The following is a 25576-nucleotide window of genomic DNA, read 5'->3' as shown; positions in this document are numbered from 1 at the left end:
TCTCGGCGCTCAGCCGAGCTCTGCGCTGACGTCCGTCGGCTTCTCGTACGTCTGATCGGGGATGTTCCGCAGAGCGTGCAGCACATCGTCGCCCGCCCCTGACTCCTGTGCGCGATCGAGAATCTCGTCTCGCGACGCCGGGTAGTCGACGCCTCCAAGGTACTTCTGAACGTCGATGGGGCTCGGTGTCTCTGCCATTACGTGCTCCTCTCTGTGTGCGGGCGGTCGGGAACGACCACCTCTGTCGCCTCCACGTTGCGATCGATGATCGTCGTGGGCGCTTCCAGGTGCACGGCGCCACTCGGCAGCAGCCCTGCACCGCCAAACCGTTTCATGACGCGCCATTGCGCCACGACATCTTCGCCGACGTGCTGCGAGGGAAGCTCAGACCAGAAGTCGAAGCCGCCGCACGCGATGAGCGCGCTTCGCCTGAAGAGGCAGCAGCCGCCCACCCACGCGATGCGGTAAGCGCGCCATGCGCCCTCGTCAATGTCTGTCTCGGCGGCGACGTGCGCGAGATTCGCCGCGTTGTGCAACGCCCATCGCGCGAACTCGGGGGAGTCGCGGTCGATGCTCTCGGGACGCACGGCGCGGTCCCACCACTCGAGTGGCCGCTGCTCGTCTGGGCGCACGTCGTCGAGAAACGACAGTCCTTGCACGGCCGAGCCGACGAGCCCGCAGCCGAGCGTCTCGATGGCGTCGACGAGGCGCGTCAGCATGCCGGGCTCGAGCCAGATGTCGTCGTCGAGATAGAGCACGAACTCCGCGCATGCGCGATCGAGCAGAAACTGACGCTGCTCGGCGAGTCCTCGGCGAGGCAGGTGCCGGAGCACGGTCACGGGGCGGCCCTGCGCCTCGAGCAGTCTCAGCATCGCGGCGATCGCGGGCCTGTCGGCAATGCCGTCGTCAGACTGATCGCTCACGATGACGCCGAACGGGGGATCGTCTTGCGCGGCGAGCCCCGCGAGGGTCACGGCGAATTCGGCCTCGCGCCCGATCGTGGGAATAAGCACGTCGACGCGCGGCTCCGGGCCGCGCTCATGCGGGCGAGCCCAGGCACCTGACCAGCGGCGGCTCGACATCAGCCTGGCTCCGTGGCGCGGGTGGGTCGGCGGTCGCGAATCTGCTCGACGACGCCGCTCGTCGAATGCGATTCCACGTAGTCGAGCACGTGCACCGTGCCACCGTATCCGCGCACGACGGCGGTCTCTTCGAGCATCTGCGGCGTGTAGTCTCCGCCTTTCGCATAGACGTCGGGCTTGAGCTGCTCGAGCAGCGGAATCGGCGTGTCCGTCGAGAACACGGTGACGTAGTCGACGCACTCGAGGGCGGCGAGCACTGCCGCGCGATCGGCGGCCGAGTTGACCGGGCGGTCCGGGCCCTTGAGACGTCGCACGGATGCGTCGTCGTTGATCGCGACGACGAGCACATCGCCCAGGTGCTTTGCCTGCCTCAGGGATGCTGTGTGGCCACGGTGCAGAACGTCGAAGCAGCCGTTCGTAAAGACGATGCGGCGCCCGCTCGCGCGATGCTCCGCGACGGCGGCGCTCAGCTCGTCGACGTCGCTCGCCTGGTCATCGCTCGGCGACAGTTCGCTGCGCAGGTCGGCGCTGGAGCACACCGAAGTGCCGTGCATCCGCACGACGATGTCTGCGGCAAGCTGTGCGAGGTCGGCGGCCAGGGCGAGCGGAACGTCGCATGACAGCGCAAGACTGAGTGCCGCCGTGAACGTGTCTCCGGCTCCGGAGGCCTGCTGCTCGTGAGCCGGATGCGCGTAGGTTCGGTGCGTGCTCCCGTCTTCGCCGAGAACGACGCTTCCCTCGCGGTCGAGCGTGACGACGGCCGAGCGCGCGCCACTCGCCTCGATGATCGCCTCGCGGCAGCGCGCGACGCTGCCCGGTCGATCGTCGAGATCGAGCCCGTCGCACAGCCCGGAGCATTCGTCGGCGTTCGGCGTCACGACGTCGGGGTGCAGGGCGGCAGTGCGGCTCAGATCATGCGCATCGACGATGCACGTTCGCGGTCGCTGCTCACGGGATGCGAGCTTCTCGAGCACCTCCGCGCTCAGCAAGCCGCAGCCGTAGTCGCAGATGACCTCGGCGTCTGCCCACGCCGCCGCACGGGCCGCCGCGTCGGCAACATCCGCGAGAACGGACGCCGGGTATCCGGCCGAGCTGACGTCGTCGAGCCGCACGATCACCTGATCCTCGCTCACAATGCGGTTCTTCGCGATCGTGTCGGTGGCATCCGTCTCGATGATGTCGCGCGTATCAACGCCCGCTTCCTCGAGGATCACGCGCAGCCGGCGACCCGCGTCGTCGTTGCCGATCGCGCCGACGACACGGACCTGCGCGCCCATCGCCGCCAGGTTGACAGCCGTATTCGCGGCTCCGCCCGCGGCAAAGCGACGGTGCGCGATCTCGACGACGGGCACGGGTGCCTCGCGGCTCATGCGTTCTGCCTGGCCGTCCCACCAGCCGTCGAGAATCAGATCGCCGATCACGACAACGCGCGGCGACGTGGCCGCGAGCTCCGTCACAAGGTCGACGGTGAGTGCCGCGGTCACGATGCCACCTCCGCGGTACCCATGTGCACGACCTTCAGCCGTGTCATCTCGTCGAGCAGCTTGGGGCCGAAGCCGAAACCGCTTCCGCTCGCCCCTCGCGGCTCCGCCGAGCCTCCCGGCGCGCCGCCGAACACGGCGTTGACCTTGACGGTGCCGACGGGCAGCTCCGCCGCCGACCTGCTCGCGTGCTCGAGAGACGGGGTCAGCACGGTCGCCGCGAGTCCATATCGGTCGTTGGATGCTGCGGCGATGGCGTCATCGAAGGAGGTCACGCGCTGCACGGAGGCGATAGGCCCGAACGTCTCTTCGCTGAACACCGGCATGACCGCCGTGCAGTCGACGACGACTGTCGCAGGGTACGCGGAACCGGGCCCCTCGGGTATGGTGCCTCCCACGAGCACGCGGGCACCGAGGTTCACGGACTCTGTGAGCTGCCGATGCACCTCGTCGCGCATTCGCTCGTCGACGAGAGGGCCAAGCGCGCCGTTCGAGGTCCACTCGCGCGCCTCGGCGCACAGCGCGTCGACGAACGCGTCGGCGACGTCATCGTGAACGTAGATGCGCTCGACCGACGTGCAGATCTGGCCGCTGTTGGCAAAGCTCCCGAGCGCGGCCTGCTGCGCCGCCCACGTCGGGTCCACGCCGGCGTCGACGATGAGCGGGTCGTTGCCGCCGTTCTCTCTGATGACGTACGCGCCCGTGAGCGCTGCCGCTCGAGCAATGCGCTCGCCCGTCGCCGTCGACCCCACGTGCGCGATCATGGCGACCTGGGGCCGTGACACGAGAGCCGCTCCCGTTTCGCCCCCACCGGTGAGCGTACGAAGAACGTCGGGAGGAAAGGCGGGGGAGAGCAGCTCGCCCAGTCGCTCTCCCACGTGGGGGCACCGCTCACTCGGCTTGTGCACGACGGCATTTCCTGTGACGACGGCGGCGCCGATGAGCCCGCAGGCGATCGCGACGGGGTCGTTCCACGGAGTGATGACGGCGACGACTCCGCGCGGCTCGGGGATGGAATAGTCGACAGCGCTCGGGTCGCCCGCGAGGCGGGAGCCCTGATGAAGGGGGCCGAGCTCTGCGTACTGGCGGAGGGTTCCGACGCCCGCGAGAACGCCGCCTCGAGCATCGTCGAACGGCTTTCCCGTTTCGCGCTGCGTCAGTGTCGCAAGCTCGTCTGCATGATCTTCGAGAACGGATGCTGCCGCCGCAAGCGCTTCTCCGCGCGCCGCCGGGGCCGTGCGAGACCATGACCCGAACGCACTGCGCGCACGCTCACACGCGTCGTCGATGGTGTCCGCGTCGGCCGGCGTCAGCGTGCCGACGAGCTCACCCGAACGTGGATCGCAGATCGTGATGCGGGTGTCGTCTGCTGCGTGCGGGGCGCGAGCCAAGGTCTCGGTCATGAAGCCTCCCTGTCGATGTGCGTGCCTGAAGAAGTACCCAACTCGGCCGCGTTCTACACGTGCTCGCGGCTGAGTGTTTGCCCAACTGCGAAACGGGGAACTGTTCACGAGAGACGCAGACGAGAAAGGTGCACCCACATGAGCACAGCCAGCCCGCCCATCGCTTTCGCCACTCCCGGTGACCGCTTCGAGCACGTACGCTCGATCGCTGTGCTGAGGGGCGGAGGACTGGGCGACCTGCTGTTCGCGGTTCCGGCAATCGAGGCGCTGCACGCTGCATACCCCGACGCCGAGATCACGGTTCTCGGCACTCCCATCGCCGAGGAGCTGCTGCCCGGCAGGAGTGCCGCCGTCAGCCGCATCGAGGAGCTTCCCGTGGCGCCAGGGGTTCGCGATGGCGAGGAGGACTCGCGCGCCGTCGACGCGTTTTTCGCTCGTCTGCACGAACGCTTCGACCTCGCCGTGCAAGTGCATGGAGGCGGCCGCAACTCGAATCCGTTTCTCGCGCGGCTCGCCGCCGTTCACACCGTCGGCACTCAGACGCCGGACGCACTCGCTCTCGAGCGCACGGTTCCCTACATCTACTACCAGCACGAGGTGCTGCGCGCGCTCGAGGTCGCCGCGCTCGCCGGAGCGTCGCCGGTCATGCTGGAGCCGCGTTTGTTGACGACAGATGACGACCTGCAGGCTGGCACCGCTCTCACCGCGGCGCTCGACGCACCCGTCTTGGCTCTGCACCCAGGTGCGACAGACCCGCGCAGACGGTGGCCGAGAGAGCGCTTCGCCGAGATCGCCGCGCGCTTCGCGCGAAACGGCGGGAGCGTCCTCGTGCTCGGCGGCGACGCCGAGGTCGAGGCCGTCGACGAGATCGCTGAGCGGTCGAGACTCCTGGCCGGGCCGGAGGGCACGCGCATTTCGAGTCGAGCGGGCAGCCTCAGCATGGCGCAGCTCGTCGGAGCTCTCGCGACATCAGACGTGTTCGTGGGAAACGACAGCGGCCCGCGCCACCTCGCTCAGGCAGTCGGCACGCCGACAGCGTCCGTCTACTGGTTTGGAAATTTCATCAACGCCGGCCCTCTCGAGCGCGGGCACCACCGCGTGCAGCTGTCGTGGACGACTCAGTGCCCGGTGTGCGGCCGTGACGCGACGCAAGTGGGGTGGACGGCGGAACGCTGCGAGCACGACGTCACATTCGTGGACGACGTGCTCGCAGATTCCGTGTGGGACGATGTCGCGGCTCTTACGGCCATGACTCCTCGTTCTCGTGGCAGATGACAAGCTCGCGCACCTCGCAGCCCTCGGGCTGATTCAGCGCGAACATGACGGCGTTGGCGACGGCGTTCGGGTCGTTGAGACTCGCGTCGTCGCCCGGCTTGTACTTGTCATCGCGGTCGTCGAAGAAGTGCGTGCGCATGCCCGAGGGCACGAGCGTCGTGACGCCGATCTGTCCGCGCGTCTCGGCGGCGAGGGCTCGGGAGAACCCGAGGACGCCGAACTTCGACGCGCAGTAGGCTGTCGCGTCTGAGACCGCGCGCAGCGCAAGGCTCGACGCGACGGTGACGACGCGCCCGCGTGAGGCCGTGAGCGCGGGAAGAGCGGCCCGAACGACCGCCGCGGTGCCGAGCAGGTTCACCGAGATGACGCGCTCCCACTCCTCAGCGGGCACCTCCTCGAGCCGACCGCAGCGGTCGATGCCTGCCGCGGTCACGACGGCCTCGAGACCGCCCTGCTCGTCGACGACAGCTCGAACGCGGTCTTCGACGGCGCGCCCGTCTGAGACGTCTGCCTCGTACGCTGTGCGGTCGCCGACCCCGCTGATGTCGCGATCGAGAATGATCGGCGTGCCGCCCGCGGCCTCGACGGCGTCGGCGACGGCTGCGCCGAGCCCGGAGCCGCCGCCCGTGATGAGGATGCGGCCGGTCAGAATCGTCGGGTCTGCCATGGAGTCTCCTTTTCTCTCGTTCAGCTGACGCGAGCGATGGCGCTCGCAAGCTTGGTTGTGGATCGACCGGGGTGGTACGGGACTGTCACGGCGCGCCCGCCCCATTCGTCGAGGGCAGCCGATTCGGGCAGCGAGCTCGCGCTGTAGTCGCCGCCCTTGACCCACAGGTCGGGCTGCAGGCGGCGCAGTGCCGCCTCTGGCGTGTCTTCGTCGAAGACGAGCACCGCGTCGACGCACGCGAGCGACATGAGCAGGTCGACACGATCGGCCTGCGTCATGATCGGCCGTTCCGGCCCCTTGAGCCGCCGCACCGAGTCGTCGGAGTTGAGGCACACGATGAGGCAGTCTCCGAGTTCGCGAGCGGCCGAGAGAGTTCGGGCATGACCGGCGTGCAGCAGGTCGAAGCAGCCGCCCGTTGCGACAACTGTTCCTCCCGACGCACGCGTGTCACGTGCGACGAGAAAAGCATCTTGCACGCGGCTGCGCAGCGGAATCGTCGTGGCGTCGAGCGACGCGACTCCGCCGCGGCGCAGAAACTGCGCGGTCTCGGTGACAGCGCGTCCGACCGCCGCTGCGAGATCATCGCCGCCCGCGAGGCCGAGAGCGACGGATGCTGCGAAGCGATCGCCCGCGCCGCACGTGTCGACCGCGCCGAGCGACGGGGCCGGCACGTGAGCAGGAAGCCCGCTCTCTGTCGTCACGACGACCCCGCGGTCTCCCACGGTGACGGCGACGGCTGCGCAGTCCCATCGCTCGCGAAGAAGCTTGCCCGCCTCGAACGCCGCGTCGAGGCTTGCCGGGAGCTCAGCAGCGGCAGCGGCTTCGGCGAGGTTCGGCGTCACGACGGCACTCGTCGAGACCGGCCATGTGCCCTTGGGGTGCGGATCCCACACGACGGGCACGGTGCGTCCGCGCTCGCGCAGCGCGTCGCGCAGACGCTCGTTCGACGTCAGGCCGCGCCCGTAGTCGGCGACGAGAAGAACGTCGGCCGACGCGATCTCGTCGAGCATGGCGTCTGTGACGTCTGGCACCGGAGCGGGGTCGCATCCTTCGTCGAGCCGCGTGAGAGCGTGCCCCGAGGAGCTCACGCGCGTCTTGACGGGAGTCGGAGCTCCCGAGGGGCCCGCCACAACAGAGACGCCGTTGAGCGCAGACCGCAGGTCGCGCGAGTTCGCATCGTCTGACAGAACCGTCACAAGTCGCACGTCTGCTTCGTGCGCGAGCAGAGTGGCGACCAGACCGGCGCCGCCCGCCCGTCGCGTCGCGTGTCGCACATCGACGACGGGAACGGGCGCATCGGGACTCAGCCGCTCGGACGTTCCCGAGATATCGCGATCGAGAAGGACATCTCCCACGACGACGATGCTCATGATCCACTCCGTTTCTCCGCCTCGGCGACGGCGGCGTCGAATGCGCGGCAGATGGCGTGCACGGCGACGAGCTGCGCCTCTTGCACGTTGGCCGCTGGTCCGGGAAGGCACAGGCACTCGTCGACAACGCTCGACAGCGGGTTCGGCCCGGCGCCCGTAAGGGCCCACGTCGTCGCTCCGCTCGCCGACGCCGCCTTTGCCGCGAGCAGCAGGTTGCGGCTGGCCCCGCTCGTCGACAGCAGCACGACGACGTCGCCGTGCCGCGCGTGCCCCGAGACCTGACGTGCGAACACCTCGTCATAGCCGTAGTCGTTGCCGATCGCGGTGACCGCCGATGTGTCAGCGTGCAGCGCGATCGCCGAGAACGGGCGACGTTCGCCGTCGAATCTGCCGACGAGCTCCGCCGTGAAATGCTGCGCCTCGGCCGCAGACCCGCCGTTTCCGGCTGCGAGCATGCGATTGCCGCGCATGAGCCGGGCGGCGAGGGTGCGCCCCCAGCGATCGAGCCGACCCGATTCTGCGTCGAGCGCGTCGAGAACGGGGCGCAGCGAGACCAGGTGCCGTTCGACCGGCGAGGCGCTGATCGATTGGTGGATGCTCATGGTCGCACTCCCGCCAGGTTCGGAACCCGCTGCTCGCGCTGGGCCGCGACCGTGCGATACGTCTCCGCCGTGTCTGCGGCAATGCGGCTCCAGGCGTAGCGGGATTCCACTCGCTCGCGTCCCGCGAGTCCGTAGTCCCGGATCGTGTCGGCATCGACGACGAGTTCGTCGAGCGTCTCAGCGAGGGCCTCGGGATCCTTCGGAGGAACCAGGCGTCCGGTGACGCCGTCGACGACCGTGTCGGTCAGTCCGCCGACCGCTGCGGCGACCACCGGGACACCGCACGCCATCGCTTCGAGGGGAACGATGCCGAACGGCTCGTACCAGGGCGTGCACACGACGGCGTCGGCGGAGCGCAGCATGGTCGGCATGTCTTCGCGCGACAGCTGCCCCGCGAACACCACGCGGTCGTCCACCCCGCGCTCGATGGCGATGTCACGCAATCGGCGTGCCTCGGCATCCGTCATTGTCTCGTCGACGGTGCCTGGCCCGCCGACGATCACGAGCTCCGTGTCGGCGTGCAGCCGGGTCAGGGCGTCGATGACCGTGTCGATCCCCTTGCGCTTCACGAGGCGGCCGACCGCGAGGATGCGGTGGGGGCGGCCGCGCGTCGCGACGGGGCCCTCTGCCGTGAACGTCTCGAGATCGACGCCGCATGGCGCGACGGTGATGCGTTCGAAGGGCACGCCGAGTGCCTTGAGCTCGAAAGCCTCGTCGGAGCACGTTGCGACGATGCCGTCGGCTTCGCGCCCCACGCGCGGCTCGAGCCAGCGGCGCTCGCGGGGGCTCGTGTCGTCTGCGCCCTGGTGCCTGCGCTTCACGACGCCGAGCGCGTGGAAGGTGTGCACCATGGGCACTCCCGTGCGGTGTGAAGCGTCGAGCGCGGCAACGCCCGACATCCAGAAGTGGCTGTGCACGACGTCGGGCTTGCGGCTGCGCCAATCCGCCACGACCCCGTCGGCGAGTTCGCTCATGTACGGAAGCAGGTCGTCTTTCGGAATCGGCTCGACGGGGCCCGCCGTGACGTGCACGACCTCGACGTTCGGCGCCATCGGAACGCGGTCGGGAAGCGCGATGTCGTCACGTCTCGTGTACACGGTGACGTCGTGGCCGAGCCGGCCGAGCGCGAGAGACAGCGCCGCGACATGAACGTTCTGCCCGCCGGCGTCGACGCCGCCGAGCGCGGCGAGCGGACTCGCGTGTTCTGAAATCATCGCAATTCTCATCGGACGGTCCTTTCTATCGGCGCTCTCGACGACGACCGCCGCCGAGCTGTCGACACGGTGTCGTCGAGAACCTGATTCCACCGGTCGAGAAAGGCAGGGAGGCCGTAGTGCTCGAGCGCGTATTCACGCGCCCGTGCACCGCGGCGCCTCGCCTCGTCGGGGTCGTCGAGAAGCTGCCGCGCGGCGCGCACCAGATCATCGACGTCCGACGAGATCGCCCCCGCCTCGGGAGGCACAGCCCGGAATGCTTCGGTGGTGCCCAGCGTGAGCACCGGCATTCCCAGATGCATGGCTTCGAGAAGGGAGAGTCCGAGTGATGTCCACCGCGTCGTGTGCAGATACGCCCGCCGTTTCGCGAGCGATTCGTGGAGCGACTGCGTCGGCAGGTCGCCGGCACCCGACACTCCGCCGTCGCTGTCGGGGTACAGCTCGGGAATGCGCTCGGCCCCGATGCCGAAGACGTCGACAGGTGCCACGCGCGCGAAGCGCGGCAGCAGGTCGGAGCCGCTGACGCGTGCGCGTCGCACCGGCTCGTTGATGACGGCGCCAAAGCGCTCGACGTCACCGGTGTAGAGCAGGCCGGGGTCGGGGATGCCGTGTTCCACGACGGTCGTCGGCGTGTGCCCGGTGTCCCACATGAGGGAGTTGAAATGCGTGACGTGCACGATCGCCACATCGGAACGGTCGGACAGCGGGTGCACCGAGTGCGGAACATCGCCCTTCGGCGTATTGTGCTCGACGAAGACGGCGGGCACATCGCGCCCCAGCTTGCGGCCGAGCCATTGCTCGGCGAACTCCAGCTCTTCAAGACGCTGCAGCACGACGACGTCGACGTCGGCCGTGGCAAGAGCATCGGGAGAGACCTCGACAGCGTTCGTCGGCCAATCGCGGCCCGCGCGGCCCAATCCAAACGGCCCGCGGTCGGGCGTCGTCGGCAGCAGGTACGTGTGCTCGCCGCGCACGAACGCGTCGGCCCAGCCTCCGTGTGCGTGCCAGAAGAGGATGTTCACAGCAGCGCTCCTTCCGTTTCGACAATCAACCGCTCGCAGGCGTCGGCGACCTCGGAAGGCTGCACGACCGAAAGGCACGGATGGCCCGCGATCGGGCATTCCCTGGCGCGGCTGCCACGGCACGCGGCATCCTGATCTCCGAGAATGACGGTCGGAACGCCCCACGGCGCCCAGCGCTCGGCCGAGACCACGGGTGAGAACAGGCTCACGACCGGCGTTCCGACAGCGGCGGCAAGGTGGGCCGGACCCGTGTTTCCCACGACAACCGCATCGGCGCCCGCGAGGACACCCGCGAGTTCGCGCAGGCTCGTGCGGCCCCCGAGATCGATTGCCGAACCCGCGACACGCGCCGTCAACGCCGTCTCTGACGGCGTGCCGGTGACGACGACCGTGCGCCCGCGGGCCGTCAGCTCCGCGACGAGGCTCTCGTGGTGCGACGCGGGCCATTCTCGCGCGGGGACGGTCGCCCCGGGATGCACGACGGTATAGCGCCCTTCGGGAACCATGCCGCTCACGTCGGGAACCCCGGTGACGGCAAGGTGGTCGCTGTCGACGGGAGCAAACCCGGCGGCCTCCGCGATGCGCAGAGCGCGGTGCGCCTCGGGCTGGTCTTCGGGAAAGTCCTCGCCCGGCTTCAGCCGCACGTCGAGAAGGGAGCCCGCATAGTCGATCGATGTCCCCGTGATGCGTGGCACCCCGGCGAGCCGCAGAAGCGCGGCAAGCGGCAGCGGTGACTGGTGAAACGACGTGAGGATCACCGCAGCATCCGGAGAGATGCGCTCGACGATGCTCAGCAGCTCGCGCGCGCTCTCCCGCGTGAAATCGGGAGCGGGGGCGACGATCCACGGTGCAGACCAGGTGACGACGTGATCCACGCCGGGAAGCATCTCGGCCGCCGGCGCGCCCTGAGGGCCGCACAGCATCCAGACCTCGTCTGAGCCGGCCGCGATCGCGCGCACGGCAGCGCCAGACAGCAGAACATCGCCGACGCTGTCGAGACGGGCAACGAGAGTGCGCATCAGCTGACCTCCCTCTCGGGTAGGAGCCGCGCTACCGCGTCGACGAGATCGGCGGCGACCTCGGGTGCCGCCTCGATCTCGCCCGGAAGAGTCACGTCGGTCGGCACGAGAATGCCCCGAGCGGCGGCCGCTGCCGCGGCATCCATATCGCTTCCGATATCGCCGATGACGGCGACCTGCTCGGGTGCGACGTTCAGCTGAGCCGCCGCCGAGGTGATCAGACCGGGAAGCGGTTTGCGGCACGAGCAAGCGTCATCGGGGCCGTGCACGCACGCGAGCACGACATCGAACGGGCCGAGGAGATCCTCGACACGACGATTCACCGCGGTCATCTGGTCCGCGGTGATGATGCCGCGCGCGACGCCGGACTGATTGGTCACGATGCCGACCTTGACGCCAGCCTCACGGAGCCGGTCGAGGGCGGCGCGCGCGTGCGGCATGGGCACGACGGCAGCCGGGTCGCCGTTGTACGGCACATTCTCGATGAGTGTGTCGTCGCGGTCGAACAGCACGGCGTGCGGGTGAGTGGTTGACGTCATGACTGCTTCTTTCCCGACTCGAGCAGAAGACAAACCCGCTTCACCGTGTGCGGCACTTCTTCTCAGGTACTTCTCTGGTTCGGCTGGCGCGAGGGCTGAGCCTCTGTGAGAGTGAGTGATGTGAATCGACGTGATCCCGATGTTCCCGAACTGCTCGTGCTGCGTGCCCTGAAGCTCGGAGATCTGCTCGTCGCCGTTCCCGCGATCCACGCGGTGCGACGCGCGAAACCCGAGCACCGGCTCGTGCTCGCGATGCCGTCGTGGCTTCGGCCGATCGTGGATCTCGTCGGGGGAGTGGACGCTCTGCATGCCACCCCAGGGCTTGACGACGCGAGCGGAATCGAGCCGGGCCGAATCGACATCGCGATAAACATGCACGGAAACGGCGCCGAGAGCCGACGCTTCATCGACGGGCTCCGCGCGCGGTCGGTCGTCGCGCATGGCGAAGACGGTCCCGCGTGGATCGACGGCGCGCTCGAGCGCTACCGCTGGGTGCGTCTCGTCGAAGCGTTCGGAATGCCGGGCGACCCCGACGACGTCGCGATCCTGCGCCCGCTCGTTGTGCCGCCCGTGGCTCGTGCCGCCGTCGTGCACGTCGGCGCGTTCTACGGCTCCCGACGCTGGCCGGTCGACCGATTCGCCCGGGTTGCCGAAGCGCTCGCGGCCGACGGTCGCCGCGTCGTCTTCACGGGCAGCGAGCCCGAGCGATCGCGGGCGCTCGCCGTCGCGCAGCGCGCCGGGCTGCCCGACGAGTGCGTTCTCGCCGGTCGCATGAGCCTCGAGCAGTTTGCCGCGCAGATCGCGGACGCCGAGCTCGTCGTCTCGGCCGACACGGGTGCCGCGCACCTGGCGTCGGCATACGGCATCCCCTCGGTCATTCTCTTCGGGCCGGCGCCGCCCGATGAATGGGGGCCGCCTCCCGGCCCGCACATCGTGCTCACGGACGCGTCGCAGCGACGCGGCGAGACCTTCTCCGACGAGCCCGATCCCGCGCTGCTCGCGGTCTCGGTACCCGATGTGCTCGCGGCGATCGCCGACCTCCCGCATCGCGCGTCGTGACGGGACGGCCATCACGCGGTGCGCCGCTCGCCGCCCTCATCGTGCGCGTCCGGCGCGATGCGCACGACAGAACGAGTGCCGGTCAACGCCTCCCGCAGCTCCTCGAGCGTTCGAGTGAGCAGGCGAGAGACGTGCATCTGCGTCACACCAACGGTCTGCGAGATCTTCTGCTGCGTCAGGCCGCGGTAGTACCGCAGATAGATGATGTGCTTCTCACGCGGCGCGAGCCGTTTGAGCGCCGGCGCAAGCAGCGCGAGCGCCTCGGCGCGCTCAAGGTCGGAGTCGGAATCCGCGATGAACGCGCCCAGTTCGTCGCCTCCCTCACGCACGGGGGCGTCGAGGGACAGCGGACGCATGCTGTTGCCCGCGTCGAGCGCCTCACGGACGTCTGACCGCGTCGCATTGAACCGTGCGGCGAAGTCGCTCGTTGATGGCGTGCGCTGCAGCTCTTGTGTGAGGCCGTCGCGCGACTTCGCGATTCGCAGCCGCAGCTCCTGCACCCGGCGCGGCGGACGAACGACCCAGCTCTGGTCGCGCAGGTGCCGTTTGAGCTCGCCCGTGATCGTCGGCACGGCGAACGACACGAAATCGCTGCCCCTGCTGGGGTCGTAGCGGCGCGAGGCCTTGACGAGTCCCACATACGCGACCTGCCGCAGATCGTCGGGGTCGCGGTAGCCTGCCGTGAAGCGCCGGGCGATCGCTTCGGCGACGTCGAGGTGCGAGACGACACGTGCGTTCGACCGGTCGAGCCCAGCGTCGCCGGACCGGGGCGAGGCTGGTGAGGGCACCGTGCGTTCTGCAGCGGCTGCAGTCATGACTCGCTCCGTTCTCTCGAAAGTTCTGCTCGATCTCGCGCTCGAGATCGATGACGTTCTAGCCCTCACGGAACCACCGCTGATGCCGCTCCTCAACCCCTTGCGAGAAGTGCAGAAGCCGAGTAGAAGGAGTACATGGATCGCGTTCTGAAACCGGCATCCGTGTGCCTGCTTCGGCATGCCGCGACCCCGTGGAACCGCGAAGGGCGCTTTCTCGGCCGGGGCGATATCGGCATCGACGACGCGGCACGACACGAGATCACGGATGCTGTCGCGGACCTCGCGCGATGGGCGCCGGACCGCGTGCTGGTGTCGCCCGCACTGCGTGCCCGGCAGACGGTAGCCGAGCTTGAGCACACGGCTGCGCTCGCCGGCGTGCCGTGTGAAATCGACGCGGATTTGAGGGAGCTTGACTTCGGAGCGTTCGAGGGACTCACGCGCGCGGAGCTCGCCGCCAGCGATCTCTCGGCGGCATTCGACCGGTGGCTCCGCCCCGAGCACGACTTCGCCGCGGCGCCGGGGGGAGAACGGTACGCGCACGCAGCCCAGCGAGCTGAGCGGGTGCTGCGACGAGCGCGCGAGCTCGGTGGCCGGACCCTCCTCGTCTCGCACGGTTACCTGCTGAAGATCCTGCTCGCCAGCCACACGGCCGGAGCCGATCCAGGCGATGTGCGCGAGACGCATCTGCCGAATGGAGTTCCCGTTTTTCTCACGGCCGACGCCGAAGGGCCGTGGCATCGTTCTGCCCTCGCTGTCAGCGTCGACACATAGAATGCTCGAGTGAAACTCCAGGGCCTCAGCCACATTCTCGCCCACGACTCCAGCTTCGCCACCGCACTGACCTACTCGGGGCAGAACGCCGACTTCTCCGTCACGGACGGCATGCGTCTTCCGCTGCTCGGAGGGCTGATCGAGCGCCGTCGCGAGGCGGGAAAGCCTCCGGCCGTGCTCGTGGTAACGGCGACGGGGCGTGAGTCCGAGAGTGTGCAGCAGGCACTGCCCAGCTTCGTTCCCGATGCTGAGATCGTGGCGTTCCCCGCCTGGGAGACCCTGCCGCACGAACGGCTGAGCCCGAGTTCTGAGATCGTCGGGCGCCGCATCGACGCTCTTTGGCGCATGGCGGAATGGACGGGCGAGCGTCCGCTCGTGGTCGTCGCCTCCGTGCGTGCCGCGCTGCAGCCGATCGCGCACGACCTCACCGACGTTGAGCCCATCCGGCTGCGCACAGGCAGCCGCGGCCACGAGCTGGGCGACATCGTCACGCGCCTTGTCGAGCTGGCGTACTCGCGCGTCGACCTGGTGTCGCGTCGCGGAGAATTCGCCGTGCGCGGCGGCATCCTCGATGTCTTTCCCACGACCGCCGATCATCCCGTTCGCGTCGAGTTCTTCGGCGACGAGGTCGACCAGATCAAGCCGTTCTCGGTGTCAGACCAGCGCTCGAGCAGCGAAGAATATGACGACGTCGCACTGCTTCCGAGCCGCGAGCTGCTGCTGACCGCAAACGTGCGGCAGCGTGCCTCCGAGATGCTCCCCGAGTTTCCGAGTCTGTCGACGATGCTCGAGAAGATCGCGGCCGGGATCCCCGTCGAAGGCATGGAGTCGCTGGCACCGGCCCTTCTCGACCGGCTTGTCTCGATCGCGCACTACCTGCCCGAGGGCACGGGGGTCGCCGTGCTCTCGCCTGAGCGCGTCGTCGCGCGCTCCATCAGCCTTGCCGAGACCAACCGGGAGTTCCTCGAGGCAGCCTGGAGCGCCGCGACCGCTGGCGCTGAGGCACCCATCGACCTTGGTGCGGGAGAGTTCATCTCGCTCAACACGCTGCGTGCAGACGTCACGGTCACACGCCCGGGGGAGCACGCGGCCGAGAGCCCGTGGTGGACGTTCAGTCCCTTTCAGCAACGGCCAGACGACCTGCTTCCCGAAGAACTCGAGATCGACGACATTCTCGAGGTCCGCGTTGCGGCGGACTCGGTTCCGAGCTTCCAGGGCAACGTCGACGGAGCCATCGCCCACGTCGACGACCGGAGGCGCGCGGGCTGGGCGGTCGTCGTCGCCGCGCAGGGCCAGGGCCTCGTCGAGCGAGCACTCGACGTGCTGTCAGAGCGCGGTATTCCCGCGCGCATCGTCGAAGAGATTCCGGATGCTGCCGAAGCAGGAATCGTGTATCTCGTCAAGGCGGTCATCGAGCACGGTTTCGAACTCACTGGCATCTCGTTCGCTCTCATCGGGGAATCGGAGTTCTACGGACGCTCCGCCGGCTACGACTCGCGAGCGGTCAAGAAGCTCGCCACTCGACGCAAGAACGTCGTCGATCCGCTGCAGCTCAAGGCTGGCGACCACGTCGTGCACCAGACGCACGGCATCGGCCGCTTCGTCGAGATGACCCGACGCGAAGTGTCGACGGGCGGGCGCAACGCGGTGAAGACCATGCGCGAGTACCTCGTTCTCGAGTACGCGCCGTCGAAACGCGGATACCCGGGTGACAAGCTCCTCGTCCCCACCGACCAGCTCGACCTGCTGACGCGCTATGTCGGCGGAGAGTCGCCGCAGCTGTCGAAGATGGGGGGAAGCGACTGGTCGCAGGCGAAAAGCCGTGCCCGCAAGGCCGTGCGCGACATCGCCGTCGAACTCGTCAAGCTGTACGCCGCGCGCATGGCCGCGAAAGGGCACGCGTTCGCACAGGACACGCCGTGGCAGCGTGAGCTTGAAGACGCCTTTCCGTTCGCCGAGACCCCCGACCAGCTCACGACGATCGACGAGGTCAAGCGCGACATGGAGCGGCCGATCCCCATGGACCGCCTGCTGTCGGGCGATGTCGGATTCGGAAAGACCGAGGTCGCCGTCCGTGCGGCGTTCAAAGCCGTGCAAGACGGCAAGCAGGTCGCGGTGCTCGTTCCGACGACGCTGCTCGTCAAACAGCACGGCGAGACGTTCCAGGAGCGATTCGCCGGGTTCCCCGTGCACTTGCGTTCGCTCAGCCGATTCCAGACCGATAAAGAGGCGCGCGAGACGCTCGACGGTCTCGCGCAGGGCACGGTCGACGTCGTGATCGGCACCCACCGGCTGCTCACCGAGAAGGTCGAGTTCAAAGATCTCGGGCTCGTGATCGTCGACGAAGAGCAGCGCTTCGGCGTCGAGCACAAAGACGCTCTCAAGAAGCTCAAGACCAACGTGGACGTTCTCGCGATGAGCGCGACGCCGATTCCCCGAACGCTCGAGATGGCCGTCACCGGCATCCGTGAAATGTCGACGCTCGCGACGCCGCCAGAAGAGCGCCACCCGATTCTGAGCTTCGTCGGGCCCCACAACGACAAGCAGGTGGCCGCCGCGATCCGCCGCGAGCTTCTGCGCGAGGGGCAGGTGTTCTTCGTGCACAATCGTGTCGCGAGCATCAACCGCGTCGCGAATCAGCTTGCCGAGCTCGTTCCCGAGGCACGAATCGCCGTGGCGCACGGAAAGCTCTCGGAGTCGACGCTCGAGCAGGTCGTCGTCGACTTCTGGGAGCGCAAGTTCGATGTGCTCGTGTGCACGACGATCATCGAGACTGGGCTCGACATTCAGAACGCGAACACCATCATCATCGATCGGGCCGATAAGTACGGTCTGAGCCAGCTGCACCAGCTGCGTGGCCGCGTTGGCCGCGGTCGCGAGCGCGCCTACGCCTATTTTCTGTACGACAGCGACAAACCGCTCTCCGAGACCGCGCAGGATCGCCTCGAGACGATCGCCGCGAACAACGAACTCGGCAGCGGCATGCAGGTCGCGCTGAAAGACCTCGAGATTCGCGGAGCGGGCAACCTGCTCGGAGGCGAGCAGGCGGGACACATCGCGGGTGTCGGCTTCGACCTCTATCTGCGCATGATCGGCGAGGCCGTATCGACGTTCCGCGGAGACGTCGCCGAGGGGCAGACGGAGCTGCGGCTCGAGATTCCCGTCGACGCGAACATTCCCGAGGACTACATCGATAGCGAGCGCCTGCGCCTCGAGGCATATCAGAAGCTCTCGGCAGCGGCTGCTCCCTCGGCCGCCGACGATCAGATCGACCTCGTGATCGACGAACTCTCCGACCGCTATGGTCCGCTGCCCGAGCGTGTGAAGACGCTCGTTTCGGTCACCCGACTGCGGCAGCGAGCGCAGCGCTCCAACCTGTCTGAGCTCATTACGATGGGCACGAATCTGCGGCTCGCTCCCGTCGACCTGCCCGACTCGATTCAGGTGCGCCTCAAGCGCATGTATCCGAAGGCCAGGATGTTGTCGCAGGCGAACGCCCTCATCGTGCCGATTCCGCAGCCGAACGGTGAGGCGATGGCCGACGCCGACCTGATCACGTGGGTGCAGCAGCTGCTCGACGCGATCCTTCCGGTGAAGCGGGCCGAGCCCGAGCAGACTCCCGCCTCGTAGACTCTGCACGTGACGTCACTCGCGATGCCAGCATCCGATGTCTTCGCTGCTTTCGGCGTCGAAGCACATGTTCCCGCGCGATTGAGCGGAGGCCGCGGTCTCACCTGGCGTGCCGGCGACATCGTTCTTCGGCCGCCGAACTCGAGCAGCAGCACGCCCCGGTTGTCGACGCGCTCGTCGCGCTGGAAACATCGCGCTGACCGGTTCGTGCGCGTGCGTCAGCTGCGATCCTCGTAGACATCGGGGATCTCATTCCCATCGGCATCGACGCCCTCCTGCTCGGCAATGCGCCGGTAGCGGCGGTTGCGCGCGCGCAGCACGATCGCGGCGAGAAGAGCAGCGAGAACGGATGCTGTGAAGATCGCGATCTTCGCATGGTCGCCGTGCGGACTGTCGTCCCCGAAACTCAGCTCGGCGACGAGCAGTGACACCGTGAACCCGATGCCCGCCAGCATCCCGACGCCGATCACGTCGATCCATGCGAGCGAGCCGTCGAGCCGCGCCTTCGTGAACCGCGTGAGCAGCCACGTGGTCAGTGTGATGCCAATGGGTTTGCCGAGCACGAGGCCGGCGAGAATTCCGATCATCACCGGATCGGTGAGCGCAGAGACAAAGCCGTCTGGTCCGCCGACCGCGACGCCAGCCGCGAAGAAGGCGAAGACGGGCACCGCGAAGCCGCTCGAGAGCGGGCGCAGCCGGTGCTCGAGAACCTCGGCGAGGCCGGGGCCAGCATCCGGGCCGCCGTGCTTTGCCATGCGGCGCACGGGAACAGCGAAGCCGAGCGCCACGCCGGCGATGGTTGCATGGATGCCGGAGGCATGCAGCAGAGCCCACGCGACGACGCCGATCGGCAGAAGAATGCCCCACGGCGCCCAGAGATTCCGGCCGAAGAACCGAGGAAACGCGTGCGTGAGAGCAGCGTATGCGGCCAGGGGAATGAGCGTGAGCAGCAGCGGAGCCAGCGCGAACCCCTCGGCATAGAAGATCGCGATGATAACGATCGCGATGAGGTCGTCGACGACGGCGAGAGTGAGCAGAAAGATGCGCAGGGCGCTCGGCAGGTGCGAACCGAGGATGGCGAGCACGGCGACGGCGAACGCGATGTCCGTCGCGGTCGGGATCGCCCAGCCCTGCAGACCCGTTGACGTACCGAGGTTGGTGACGACGTAGATGATGGCGGGCACCGCGACGCCGCCGAACGCGGCGGCCACGGGAACCAGTGCTGTCGCGGGGGAGCGCAGGTCGCCGATCACGAACTCCTTCTTGAGTTCGAGGCCCGTGAGAAAGAAGAAGATTGCGAGAAGACCGTCTGACGCCCACTGGCCGATCGTCAGCTCAAGGTGAAGCTCGGGGATGCCGAACGTGATGTCGCGCACCGTGAAGTAGCCGCTCGCCCACGGGGAGTTCGCCCAGATGATCGCGATGACGGCAGCGGCGACGAGAAGAGCGCCCCCGACCGTCTCCGCACGCAGGATCTCACCGATGCGTTTGACCTCGGCGAAGCTGCCACGGCCGAGAATGGTGCGGGTGCTGTTGGTGCGCGTCATGGACAGGTCTCCGGGCTCGCTGACAGAATTGCCGACCAGACTTCCCGGCGCACCGTGCCCCAGTATAGGGGCGGTGGCACGTGGGTAGTGTTGTACTCCACAGCGCCGAAGCGTGAAAGGGGAGCTCATGTCGACAGAGAACACGACAGCTTCTGAGGCGGTTGAGCACGTTCGTCAGGCGTTCTCACGCGGGGTGACCAAGCCGTATGAGTGGCGCCGAGAGCAGCTTCACGCGCTGCGGTCGCTGCTCATCGACAATCAGGATCTGCTCGAGCGCGCGCTGTCACGCGATCTGGGCAAGCACCCGACGGAGTCGCAGACCACCGAGATCGGGATCGTGCTCGCCGAGCTCGACCACACGCTGAGCCGCCTCAGACGATGGCTGCGTCCGCGGCGCGTCAGTGTTCCGCTCGTTCTCGCGCCCGCGTCGGCAAAAACCGTGTACGAACCACTCGGCACCGTGCTGATCATGGGGCCGTGGAACTACCCGGTGCAGCTGATTCTCGCTCCGCTGATCGGGGCGCTCGCGGCGGGCAACGCCGTGGTTCTCAAGCCGAGCGAGCTCGCCCCGGCGACGAGCGAGGCGATCGCAGCGCTCGTTCCCGCGTACCTCGACGATCGCGCGGTCGCCGTCGTCGAGGGCGACGCCGAGGTCGCGAGCCAGCTGCTTGCGCAACGGTTCGACCACATCTTCTTCACAGGAAGCACAGCGGTCGGGCGGATCGTCGCAAAAGCAGCATCCGAAACCCTGACGCCGGTGACACTCGAGCTGGGCGGAAAGTCGCCGGCCTTCATCGACGACACCGTCGATCTGGAAGTCGCCGCACGCCGTCTCGTGTGGGGCAAGCTGCTGAACGCGGGACAGACATGCGTCGCGCCCGACTACCTGCTGGCATCTCCACGCACGGCGGACGCGCTCGTTCCACACCTGCGGGCCGCGATCGCCGAATTCTACGGCGACGATCCGTCGCTCAGCGGCGACTACGGGCGCATCGTCAGCACACGCCATGCCGAGCGGCTGCGCACGCTTCTCGACGGCCAGACTCCGGTGATCGGCGGCCGCGTCGACGTCAGCGAGCGCTATGCAGAGCCCACCGTGATCAACGGCGTCGACCCCGACTCGGCGCTCATGAGCGAGGAGATCTTCGGGCCGATCTTGCCGATCGTGCACGTCGCAGACGCGAGCGACGCTGTGCGTTTCATCGCGGCGCGCGAGAAACCGCTGTCGCTCTACGTGTTCTCGGACGACCGTGACGTAAGGCGGCGCTTCGTGCGCGACACGTCATCGGGCGCGATCGCGTTCGGCGTGCCCGCCGCGCACCTCACCGTTGCGGACCTTCCGTTCGGGGGAGTCGGCGCCAGCGGCACGGGCGCCTATCACGGTGAGCGCTCGTTCACGACGTTCAGCCACGCCAAGGCCGTGCTGTCGAAGGGGCTCGTGCCCGACACGATGTCGCTCGTGTACCCGCCGTTCACGTCGGGAAAATCGGCGATCGCGCGTCGCCTCATCGCGCGCACCTCGCGGCTCATGGGCGGCGACGATGACTGACGCGGGCGGCGTCGAATCGCCCCACACCGAACGATTGCTCGCCGACATGGCCGACGTGCTCGATCGCTGCGTCTGGAGCCAGTCGATGACGCACGAGTCCCTCGTCACCTACCTCATCGAAGAGAGCTACGAGCTCGTCGAGGCGATCGAATCGGGTGACGCCCAGGCGATGCTCGAAGAACTCGGCGATGTGCTGTGGCAAGTGGTCTTTCACTCCGAGATCGCGGCACGAACGCCGGGCGAGGAGTTCACATTCGACGACGTGGCGCGTGTCGCGCACGAGAAGGTCGTGCGCCGGCATCCTCATGTCTTCGGTGATGAATCGGCGCCGACACTCGACGACGTGTTTCGCGTATGGAGTGCGGCGAAGGCGAACGAGAAGCACTCGCGTACGAGCGCGCTTGACGGCATCCCGCCTCATCTGCCCGCCCTCGCGCTCGCCGACAAGCTGATCGGGCGCGCCGAACGCTCGGGTGTGCTGCCCGCGGGGGAGTCGCAGCCAGAGAATCCGGATGCTGTCGCCGACGACGAGTCCCAGCTCGGCGACCAGCTGCTTGAGATCGTGCGTGCCGCCCGCGCACGGGGACTCGACGCCGAGCGCGCGCTGCGTGGCGCCGTGCGCCGGTTGAGCGACGAGGTGCGCGAGCGCGAAAAGGGGTGATGCGCTCGCCGTGCCAGAATTGTGAGCATGGCTTCCCCTGTGACACCGCCGCGCGGCATGCGCGATTACCTCCCCGCAGACAAGGCAAAACGCGAGTATGCACTCGGACGCATTCGCGACGTGTACACGCGCTACGGCTTCGACGAGATCGAGACGCCGGTTGTCGAGGACTACCAGCGCCTGCATGGCGGTCTCGGCGGCGACAACGAGAAGCTCACGTTCAACGTGCTCAAGCGCGGACTCGGAGCCGATGATCTGCGCGCGGCATCAGAGTCCGGCGACGTGTCGGGGATCGCCGACCTGGGATTGCGCTTCGACCTCACGGTTCCGCTCGCTCGCTTCTACACGACGCACCGCGGCGAGCTGCCTCCCGTGTTCCGCGCGATTCAGATTGCTCCGGTCTGGCGCGCCGAGCGCCCGCAGAAGGGGCGCTACCGGCAGTTCGTGCAGTGCGACATCGATATCTTCGGCGAACCGGGCCCGCTCGCCGAGATCGAGCTCATCTCGGCGACAGCTGCCGCTCTGCGCGAACTGGGGCTCTCGGGCTTCACCTTCCGGCTCAACGACCGTCGCATCCTCACGAGCATGCTCACGGCATTCGGCTTCGTCGAGCGGGAACACCCCGGCGTGCTGATCACGATCGACAAGCTCGACAAGATCGGAGCTGACGGCGTCGTCGCCGAGCTGCGCGAGCGTGAGGCGACAGCATCCGCCATTGACGCTCTCGAGGCGTATCTTGCTCGCATCGACGGGCTCGAGGCGGGAGAGTTCGGCGTCGAGCAGATTCGGTCGCTTCTGCCCGAGGGCGTTGATGACGAGGTGATCGCGGAGCTCGCGGGCATCGGCGACGCCGTTCGTGCAGCATCCACCGCCGCCGGTGTGCCCGAGGGGCAGACGCCTCTCGTGCAGTTCGACCCGTTCCTCGTGCGCGGCATGGGCTACTACACCGGCCCGATCTTCGAGATCCACCACCCCGAGCTGGGCTACTCGCTCGGCGGGGGAGGTCGCTACGACAACGTCGTGGGCCGCTTTCTCGGGCAGGAGGTTCCCGCATCGGGCGCCTCTCTCGGGTTCGACCGCCTCGTCGACCTGATCGACGTGGATGCTGCAAGGCACGACGAGGCGCTCGTGCTCGTCTACGACCGCGACGTGGACCCCGCGACGCTCGTTGCGCTCAAGACGCAGCTTGTCGCACGGGGAGCGCGCGTGCGACTCGAGAAACGGGCGAAGAACCTCAAGGGCCTGCTCGACCGCGTGACCCAGGCCGGCTTCACGGCATTTGCCGTCGTGCGCTCTGACACGCGACGCATCGATGAGCTCGAGTTCAAGCCGCTCGCCTGAACGACCGTGAGCTTTACTCGCGGTGTGGCTAGACTTGGGCGCGGGCCAACGACGTTCCACTCACCTACCAATTCGGCATAGAGGAGACATTCCGTGGCATTCATCGAGGCGACAATCGCCCGAGAGATTCTGGATTCCCGTGGCAACCCGACCGTCGAGGTTGAGGTCATGCTCGACGACGGAGAAGTGGGCCGTGCCGCGGTTCCCTCCGGTGCATCGACCGGCGCCTTCGAGGCCTACGAGCTGCGTGACGGCGACGCCGAGCGCTACCAGGGCAAGGGCGTCCGCACGGCTGTGACCGCAGTGCTCGACGAGCTCGGGCCGGCGATCGAAGGCCTCGAGGCCTCGGAGCAGCGCCTCATCGACAACGCGCTCCGCGAGGTTGACGGCACAGACAACAAGAAGCGCGTCGGCGCGAACGCCATTCTCGGCGTAAGCCTCGCTGCGGCACATGCTGCCGCAGCATCCGCCGATCTGCCTCTTTTCCGCTACCTCGGCGGACCGAACGCGCACGTGCTTCCGGTTCCCCTCATGAACATCATCAATGGCGGTGCCCACGCCGACACGGCCGTCGACATTCAGGAATTCATGATCCTGCCCGTCGGCGCACCGACGTTCTCTGAGGGCCTGCGCTGGGGTGCCGAGACGTACCACGCGCTCAAGAGCCTGCTGAAGTCGAAGGGACTGGCGACAGGACTCGGCGACGAGGGCGGTTTCGCTCCCGATCTCGAGAACAACCGTGCCGCGCTTGACTTGATCGTCGAAGCCATTCAGAAGGCCGGCTACACGCCCGGTGCCGACATCGCGCTCGGTCTCGACGTGGCGTCGACGGAGTTCTTCGAGAACGGCGCGTACCGCTTCGAGGGCAAGGACCGCTCGAGCGAAGAAATGACGTCGTACTACGAGGATCTCGTCGCGAACTACCCGCTCGTCACCATTGAGGACCCCCTCGCCGAGGACGACTGGGCGGGCTACGCGCACCTCACGCCCAACCTCGGCAGCAAGGTGCAGATCGTCGGCGACGATCTCTTCGTCACCAACCCGACGCGTCTTGCAGAGGGAATTTCGAAGGGCGCGGCGAACTCGCTGCTCGTCAAGGTGAACCAGATCGGAACGCTGACCGAGACGTTCGATGCCGTGTCGCTCGCACAGCACTCGGGCTACACCGCGATCCTCTCGCACCGCTCGGGCGAGACCGAGGACACCACGATCGCCGACCTGGCCGTCGCCACCAACGCGGGCCAGATCAAGACCGGAGCGCCTGCGCGCTCCGAGCGTGTCGCCAAGTACAATCAGTTGCTGAGAATCGAGGAGGAGCTGGGCGAGGCCGCCGTCTACGCGGGCCGTTCTGCCTTCCCGCGCTTCAGCGCGTAGTACCCGAAAACGCTCCCGGTGCCGCGCTTGAGCGCAGCGCCGGGAGCGTTTCGCATTTCAGCAGGAGGATTCCATGGCACGACGGCCCGGGAACGCGCGTCGCACCTCGTCGCGCCGCTCGCACGACGACACCGTCGTCGTCGAGCAATCCGAGCGAGGACGCTGGGTTGGCGGCATCCATTTTTCGGGCTTCTCGCTCATGATGATGGTTCTGCTCGTGCTCGGCGTCGTCGTGCTCGCTCCCAACCTCAAAGCGCTTGTCGAGCAGCGCCAGCAGATCGCAGATCTTCGGCAGCAGGTCGCGAAGCAGAAAGACGACGTTGAAGACCTGCGGCAGGAGCGCGAGCGGTGGGAAGACCCCACCTATGTGCAGACGCAGGCGCGGGAACGGTTCTTCTATGTGAGCCCGGGCGAGATCAGCTTCATTGTGATCAACGACCTCGACGAGACGTTCCTGCCCGACACGACAGATCCCATCAGCGAGGACCTCACGACAACCGACGTCGACTGGGCGTCATCGATGCTGACGTCGATTCTGACGTCGGCGTTCACTCCTGTGGCCGACGATGATGATGAACCGACGCCGAGCTCCACGCCGACTCCCACCCCCACCGAGAAGAAGTGACAGCGTGACAACACCACCCTTCGACCCCGTTTCTGACGCCGACATCGCCATCGTGTCCGCGCAGCTCGGACGCCCTGCGCGTGACGTCGTCGGCATTTCGGCGCGCTGCGTGTGCGGCGGGCCAACGGTCGTCTCGACGAGCCCCCGGCTGTCTGACGGGACTCCCTTCCCGACGTTCTACTATCTGTGCCACCCCGGAGCGACAGCCGCCGTGAGTGAACTCGAGGCGAACCATGTCATGGCCGAGTTCACGCAGCAGCTTGAGGACGACGAGCAGCTGCGCGAGGCGTATAGAAGTGCCCATGTCGCTTACCTTGCCGATCGTGAGAGCATGGGGAACGTGCCGGAGATCGACGGGGTTTCCGCTGGCGGAATGCCGACGCGCGTGAAGTGTCTTCACGCTCTCGTCGCCCATTCGCTAGCGGCCGGCCCCGGCGTCAACCCGATCGGAGACAGAGCTCTGGAACGAGCGTCATGGTCGCCGGAGGTCTGCACCTGCACGTTCGACGAGGTGACGGAAGAGAGCTGAG

Annotated in this window: 24 protein-coding genes and 1 pseudogene; 12 read left to right on the top strand and 13 right to left on the bottom strand. The window is 67.6% G+C overall.

Annotated elements, in window-relative coordinates:
* Positions 1 to 9: 9 nt before the first annotated feature.
* Genes ATJ78_RS13775 through ATJ78_RS13760 form a run of 4 tightly spaced genes read right to left on the bottom strand, consistent with a single transcriptional unit; the run spans position 10 to position 3966 of the window.
* Complete coding sequence (locus ATJ78_RS13775; RefSeq protein ID WP_098408764.1) at positions 10 to 198, bottom strand: DUF2795 domain-containing protein; 189 nt, start codon at positions 196 to 198, stop codon at positions 10 to 12.
* Positions 198 to 1082: a glycosyltransferase family 2 protein gene (locus ATJ78_RS13770; RefSeq protein WP_098408763.1), complete on the bottom strand. Its 885-nt coding sequence runs from the start codon at positions 1080 to 1082 to the stop codon at positions 198 to 200. The genes ATJ78_RS13775 and ATJ78_RS13770 overlap by 1 nt, the downstream gene beginning before the upstream one ends.
* Complete coding sequence (gene rfaE2 / locus ATJ78_RS13765) at positions 1082 to 2566, bottom strand: D-glycero-beta-D-manno-heptose 1-phosphate adenylyltransferase (protein WP_098408762.1); 1485 nt, start codon at positions 2564 to 2566, stop codon at positions 1082 to 1084. Before rfaE2 ends, ATJ78_RS13770 begins: the two co-directional genes overlap by 1 nt.
* Positions 2563 to 3966, bottom strand: coding sequence for an aldehyde dehydrogenase family protein (locus tag ATJ78_RS13760; protein ID WP_098408761.1), 1404 nt, complete (start codon positions 3964 to 3966; stop codon positions 2563 to 2565). The genes rfaE2 and ATJ78_RS13760 overlap by 4 nt, the downstream gene beginning before the upstream one ends.
* 138 nt (positions 3967 to 4104) lie before the next feature.
* On the opposite strand from ATJ78_RS13760, the gene ATJ78_RS13755 reads away from it, so the two are divergent.
* Positions 4105 to 5241 (top strand): glycosyltransferase family 9 protein, encoded by a 1137-nt coding sequence (locus tag ATJ78_RS13755; RefSeq protein WP_098408760.1) that lies wholly within the window; start codon positions 4105 to 4107, stop codon positions 5239 to 5241.
* Here ATJ78_RS13755 and ATJ78_RS13750 read toward each other — a convergent pair.
* The 7 genes from ATJ78_RS13750 to ATJ78_RS13720 are packed head-to-tail and all read right to left on the bottom strand — an operon-like array spanning position 5207 to position 11674.
* Positions 5207 to 5908: an SDR family oxidoreductase gene (locus ATJ78_RS13750; protein WP_098408759.1), complete on the bottom strand. Its 702-nt coding sequence runs from the start codon at positions 5906 to 5908 to the stop codon at positions 5207 to 5209. The two genes, ATJ78_RS13755 and ATJ78_RS13750, sit on opposite strands and share 35 nt — an antisense overlap.
* 20 nt (positions 5909 to 5928) lie before the next feature.
* The gene (locus ATJ78_RS13745) at positions 5929 to 7278 is read right to left on the bottom strand and encodes a PfkB family carbohydrate kinase (protein ID WP_098408758.1); all 1350 of its coding nucleotides are present in this window, start codon (positions 7276 to 7278) and stop codon (positions 5929 to 5931) included.
* Positions 7275 to 7880: a D-sedoheptulose-7-phosphate isomerase gene (locus tag ATJ78_RS13740; RefSeq protein ID WP_098408757.1), complete on the bottom strand. Its 606-nt coding sequence runs from the start codon at positions 7878 to 7880 to the stop codon at positions 7275 to 7277. The genes ATJ78_RS13745 and ATJ78_RS13740 overlap by 4 nt, the downstream gene beginning before the upstream one ends.
* Entirely contained in the window at positions 7877 to 9106 is a 1230-nt protein-coding gene (locus ATJ78_RS13735) for a glycosyltransferase (protein WP_098408756.1), read from the bottom strand. Before ATJ78_RS13735 ends, ATJ78_RS13740 begins: the two co-directional genes overlap by 4 nt.
* Complete coding sequence (locus ATJ78_RS13730; RefSeq protein WP_098408755.1) at positions 9103 to 10116, bottom strand: glycosyltransferase; 1014 nt, start codon at positions 10114 to 10116, stop codon at positions 9103 to 9105. Before ATJ78_RS13730 ends, ATJ78_RS13735 begins: the two co-directional genes overlap by 4 nt.
* On the bottom strand, positions 10113 to 11138 hold the full coding sequence (locus ATJ78_RS13725) for a glycosyltransferase family 9 protein (protein ID WP_098409399.1): 1026 nt from the start codon (positions 11136 to 11138) through the stop codon (positions 10113 to 10115). Before ATJ78_RS13725 ends, ATJ78_RS13730 begins: the two co-directional genes overlap by 4 nt.
* Entirely contained in the window at positions 11135 to 11674 is a 540-nt protein-coding gene (locus ATJ78_RS13720; RefSeq protein ID WP_098409398.1) for a D-glycero-alpha-D-manno-heptose-1,7-bisphosphate 7-phosphatase, read from the bottom strand. Before ATJ78_RS13720 ends, ATJ78_RS13725 begins: the two co-directional genes overlap by 4 nt.
* Positions 11675 to 11794: 120 nt before the next feature.
* Between ATJ78_RS13720 and ATJ78_RS13715 the strand changes: the two genes are divergently transcribed.
* Complete coding sequence (locus tag ATJ78_RS13715; RefSeq protein WP_434061500.1) at positions 11795 to 12733, top strand: glycosyltransferase family 9 protein; 939 nt, start codon at positions 11795 to 11797, stop codon at positions 12731 to 12733.
* Between the two features lie 11 nt (positions 12734 to 12744).
* Here ATJ78_RS13715 and ATJ78_RS15805 read toward each other — a convergent pair whose 3' ends face one another.
* Positions 12745 to 13548, bottom strand: a complete 804-nt coding sequence (locus ATJ78_RS15805; protein ID WP_169923463.1) for a sigma-70 family RNA polymerase sigma factor — start codon at positions 13546 to 13548, stop codon at positions 12745 to 12747.
* Here ATJ78_RS15805 and ATJ78_RS15985 point away from each other — a divergent pair.
* The 4 genes from ATJ78_RS15985 to ATJ78_RS13700 are packed head-to-tail and all read left to right on the top strand — an operon-like array spanning position 13547 to position 18186.
* The gene (locus tag ATJ78_RS15985) at positions 13547 to 13699 is read left to right on the top strand and encodes a hypothetical protein (protein ID WP_169923462.1); all 153 of its coding nucleotides are present in this window, start codon (positions 13547 to 13549) and stop codon (positions 13697 to 13699) included. The genes ATJ78_RS15805 and ATJ78_RS15985 overlap by 2 nt on opposite strands.
* On the top strand, positions 13684 to 14319 hold the full coding sequence (locus ATJ78_RS15800) for a histidine phosphatase family protein (RefSeq protein WP_143741424.1): 636 nt from the start codon (positions 13684 to 13686) through the stop codon (positions 14317 to 14319). Before ATJ78_RS15985 ends, ATJ78_RS15800 begins: the two co-directional genes overlap by 16 nt.
* Before the next feature lie 9 nt (positions 14320 to 14328).
* Positions 14329 to 17949, top strand: coding sequence for a transcription-repair coupling factor (gene mfd / locus ATJ78_RS13705; protein ID WP_098408752.1), 3621 nt, complete (start codon positions 14329 to 14331; stop codon positions 17947 to 17949).
* A gap of 9 nt (positions 17950 to 17958) precedes the next feature.
* Entirely contained in the window at positions 17959 to 18186 is a 228-nt protein-coding gene (locus tag ATJ78_RS13700) for a hypothetical protein (protein WP_098408751.1), read from the top strand.
* Here ATJ78_RS13700 and nhaA read toward each other — a convergent pair.
* Positions 18168 to 19496: a Na+/H+ antiporter NhaA gene (gene nhaA / locus ATJ78_RS13695; protein WP_098408750.1), complete on the bottom strand. Its 1329-nt coding sequence runs from the start codon at positions 19494 to 19496 to the stop codon at positions 18168 to 18170. The two genes, ATJ78_RS13700 and nhaA, sit on opposite strands and share 19 nt — an antisense overlap.
* Before the next feature lie 103 nt (positions 19497 to 19599).
* Here nhaA and ATJ78_RS13690 point away from each other — a divergent pair.
* The 6 genes and pseudogenes from ATJ78_RS13690 to ATJ78_RS13665 all read left to right on the top strand — a co-directional run.
* Positions 19600 to 21045 (top strand): annotated as a pseudogene (locus ATJ78_RS13690) (aldehyde dehydrogenase family protein); the annotation flags it as partial.
* On the top strand, positions 21038 to 21706 hold the full coding sequence (locus ATJ78_RS13685) for a nucleoside triphosphate pyrophosphohydrolase (RefSeq protein WP_245836331.1): 669 nt from the start codon (positions 21038 to 21040) through the stop codon (positions 21704 to 21706). The pseudogene ATJ78_RS13690 and the gene ATJ78_RS13685, both read left to right, overlap by 8 nt.
* A 27-nt stretch (positions 21707 to 21733) precedes the next feature.
* Positions 21734 to 23047 (top strand): histidine--tRNA ligase, encoded by a 1314-nt coding sequence (gene hisS / locus ATJ78_RS13680; RefSeq protein WP_098408748.1) that lies wholly within the window; start codon positions 21734 to 21736, stop codon positions 23045 to 23047.
* A gap of 93 nt (positions 23048 to 23140) precedes the next feature.
* Positions 23141 to 24421: a phosphopyruvate hydratase gene (eno, locus tag ATJ78_RS13675; RefSeq protein ID WP_098408747.1), complete on the top strand. Its 1281-nt coding sequence runs from the start codon at positions 23141 to 23143 to the stop codon at positions 24419 to 24421.
* Between the two features lie 73 nt (positions 24422 to 24494).
* Positions 24495 to 25046, top strand: coding sequence for an FtsB family cell division protein (locus ATJ78_RS13670; protein WP_098408746.1), 552 nt, complete (start codon positions 24495 to 24497; stop codon positions 25044 to 25046).
* Between the two features lie 4 nt (positions 25047 to 25050).
* Positions 25051 to 25575 (top strand): DUF501 domain-containing protein, encoded by a 525-nt coding sequence (locus tag ATJ78_RS13665; protein ID WP_098408745.1) that lies wholly within the window; start codon positions 25051 to 25053, stop codon positions 25573 to 25575.
* Position 25576: the final 1 nt, after the last annotated feature.

This window comes from Paramicrobacterium agarici (assembly GCF_002563955.1).
In the GTDB taxonomy this organism is placed as follows: Bacteria; Actinomycetota; Actinomycetes; order Actinomycetales; family Microbacteriaceae; genus Paramicrobacterium; species Paramicrobacterium agarici.
The sequence above is the reverse complement of the archived record's forward strand: the minus strand, read 5'-3'. Positions and strand labels throughout refer to the sequence as shown.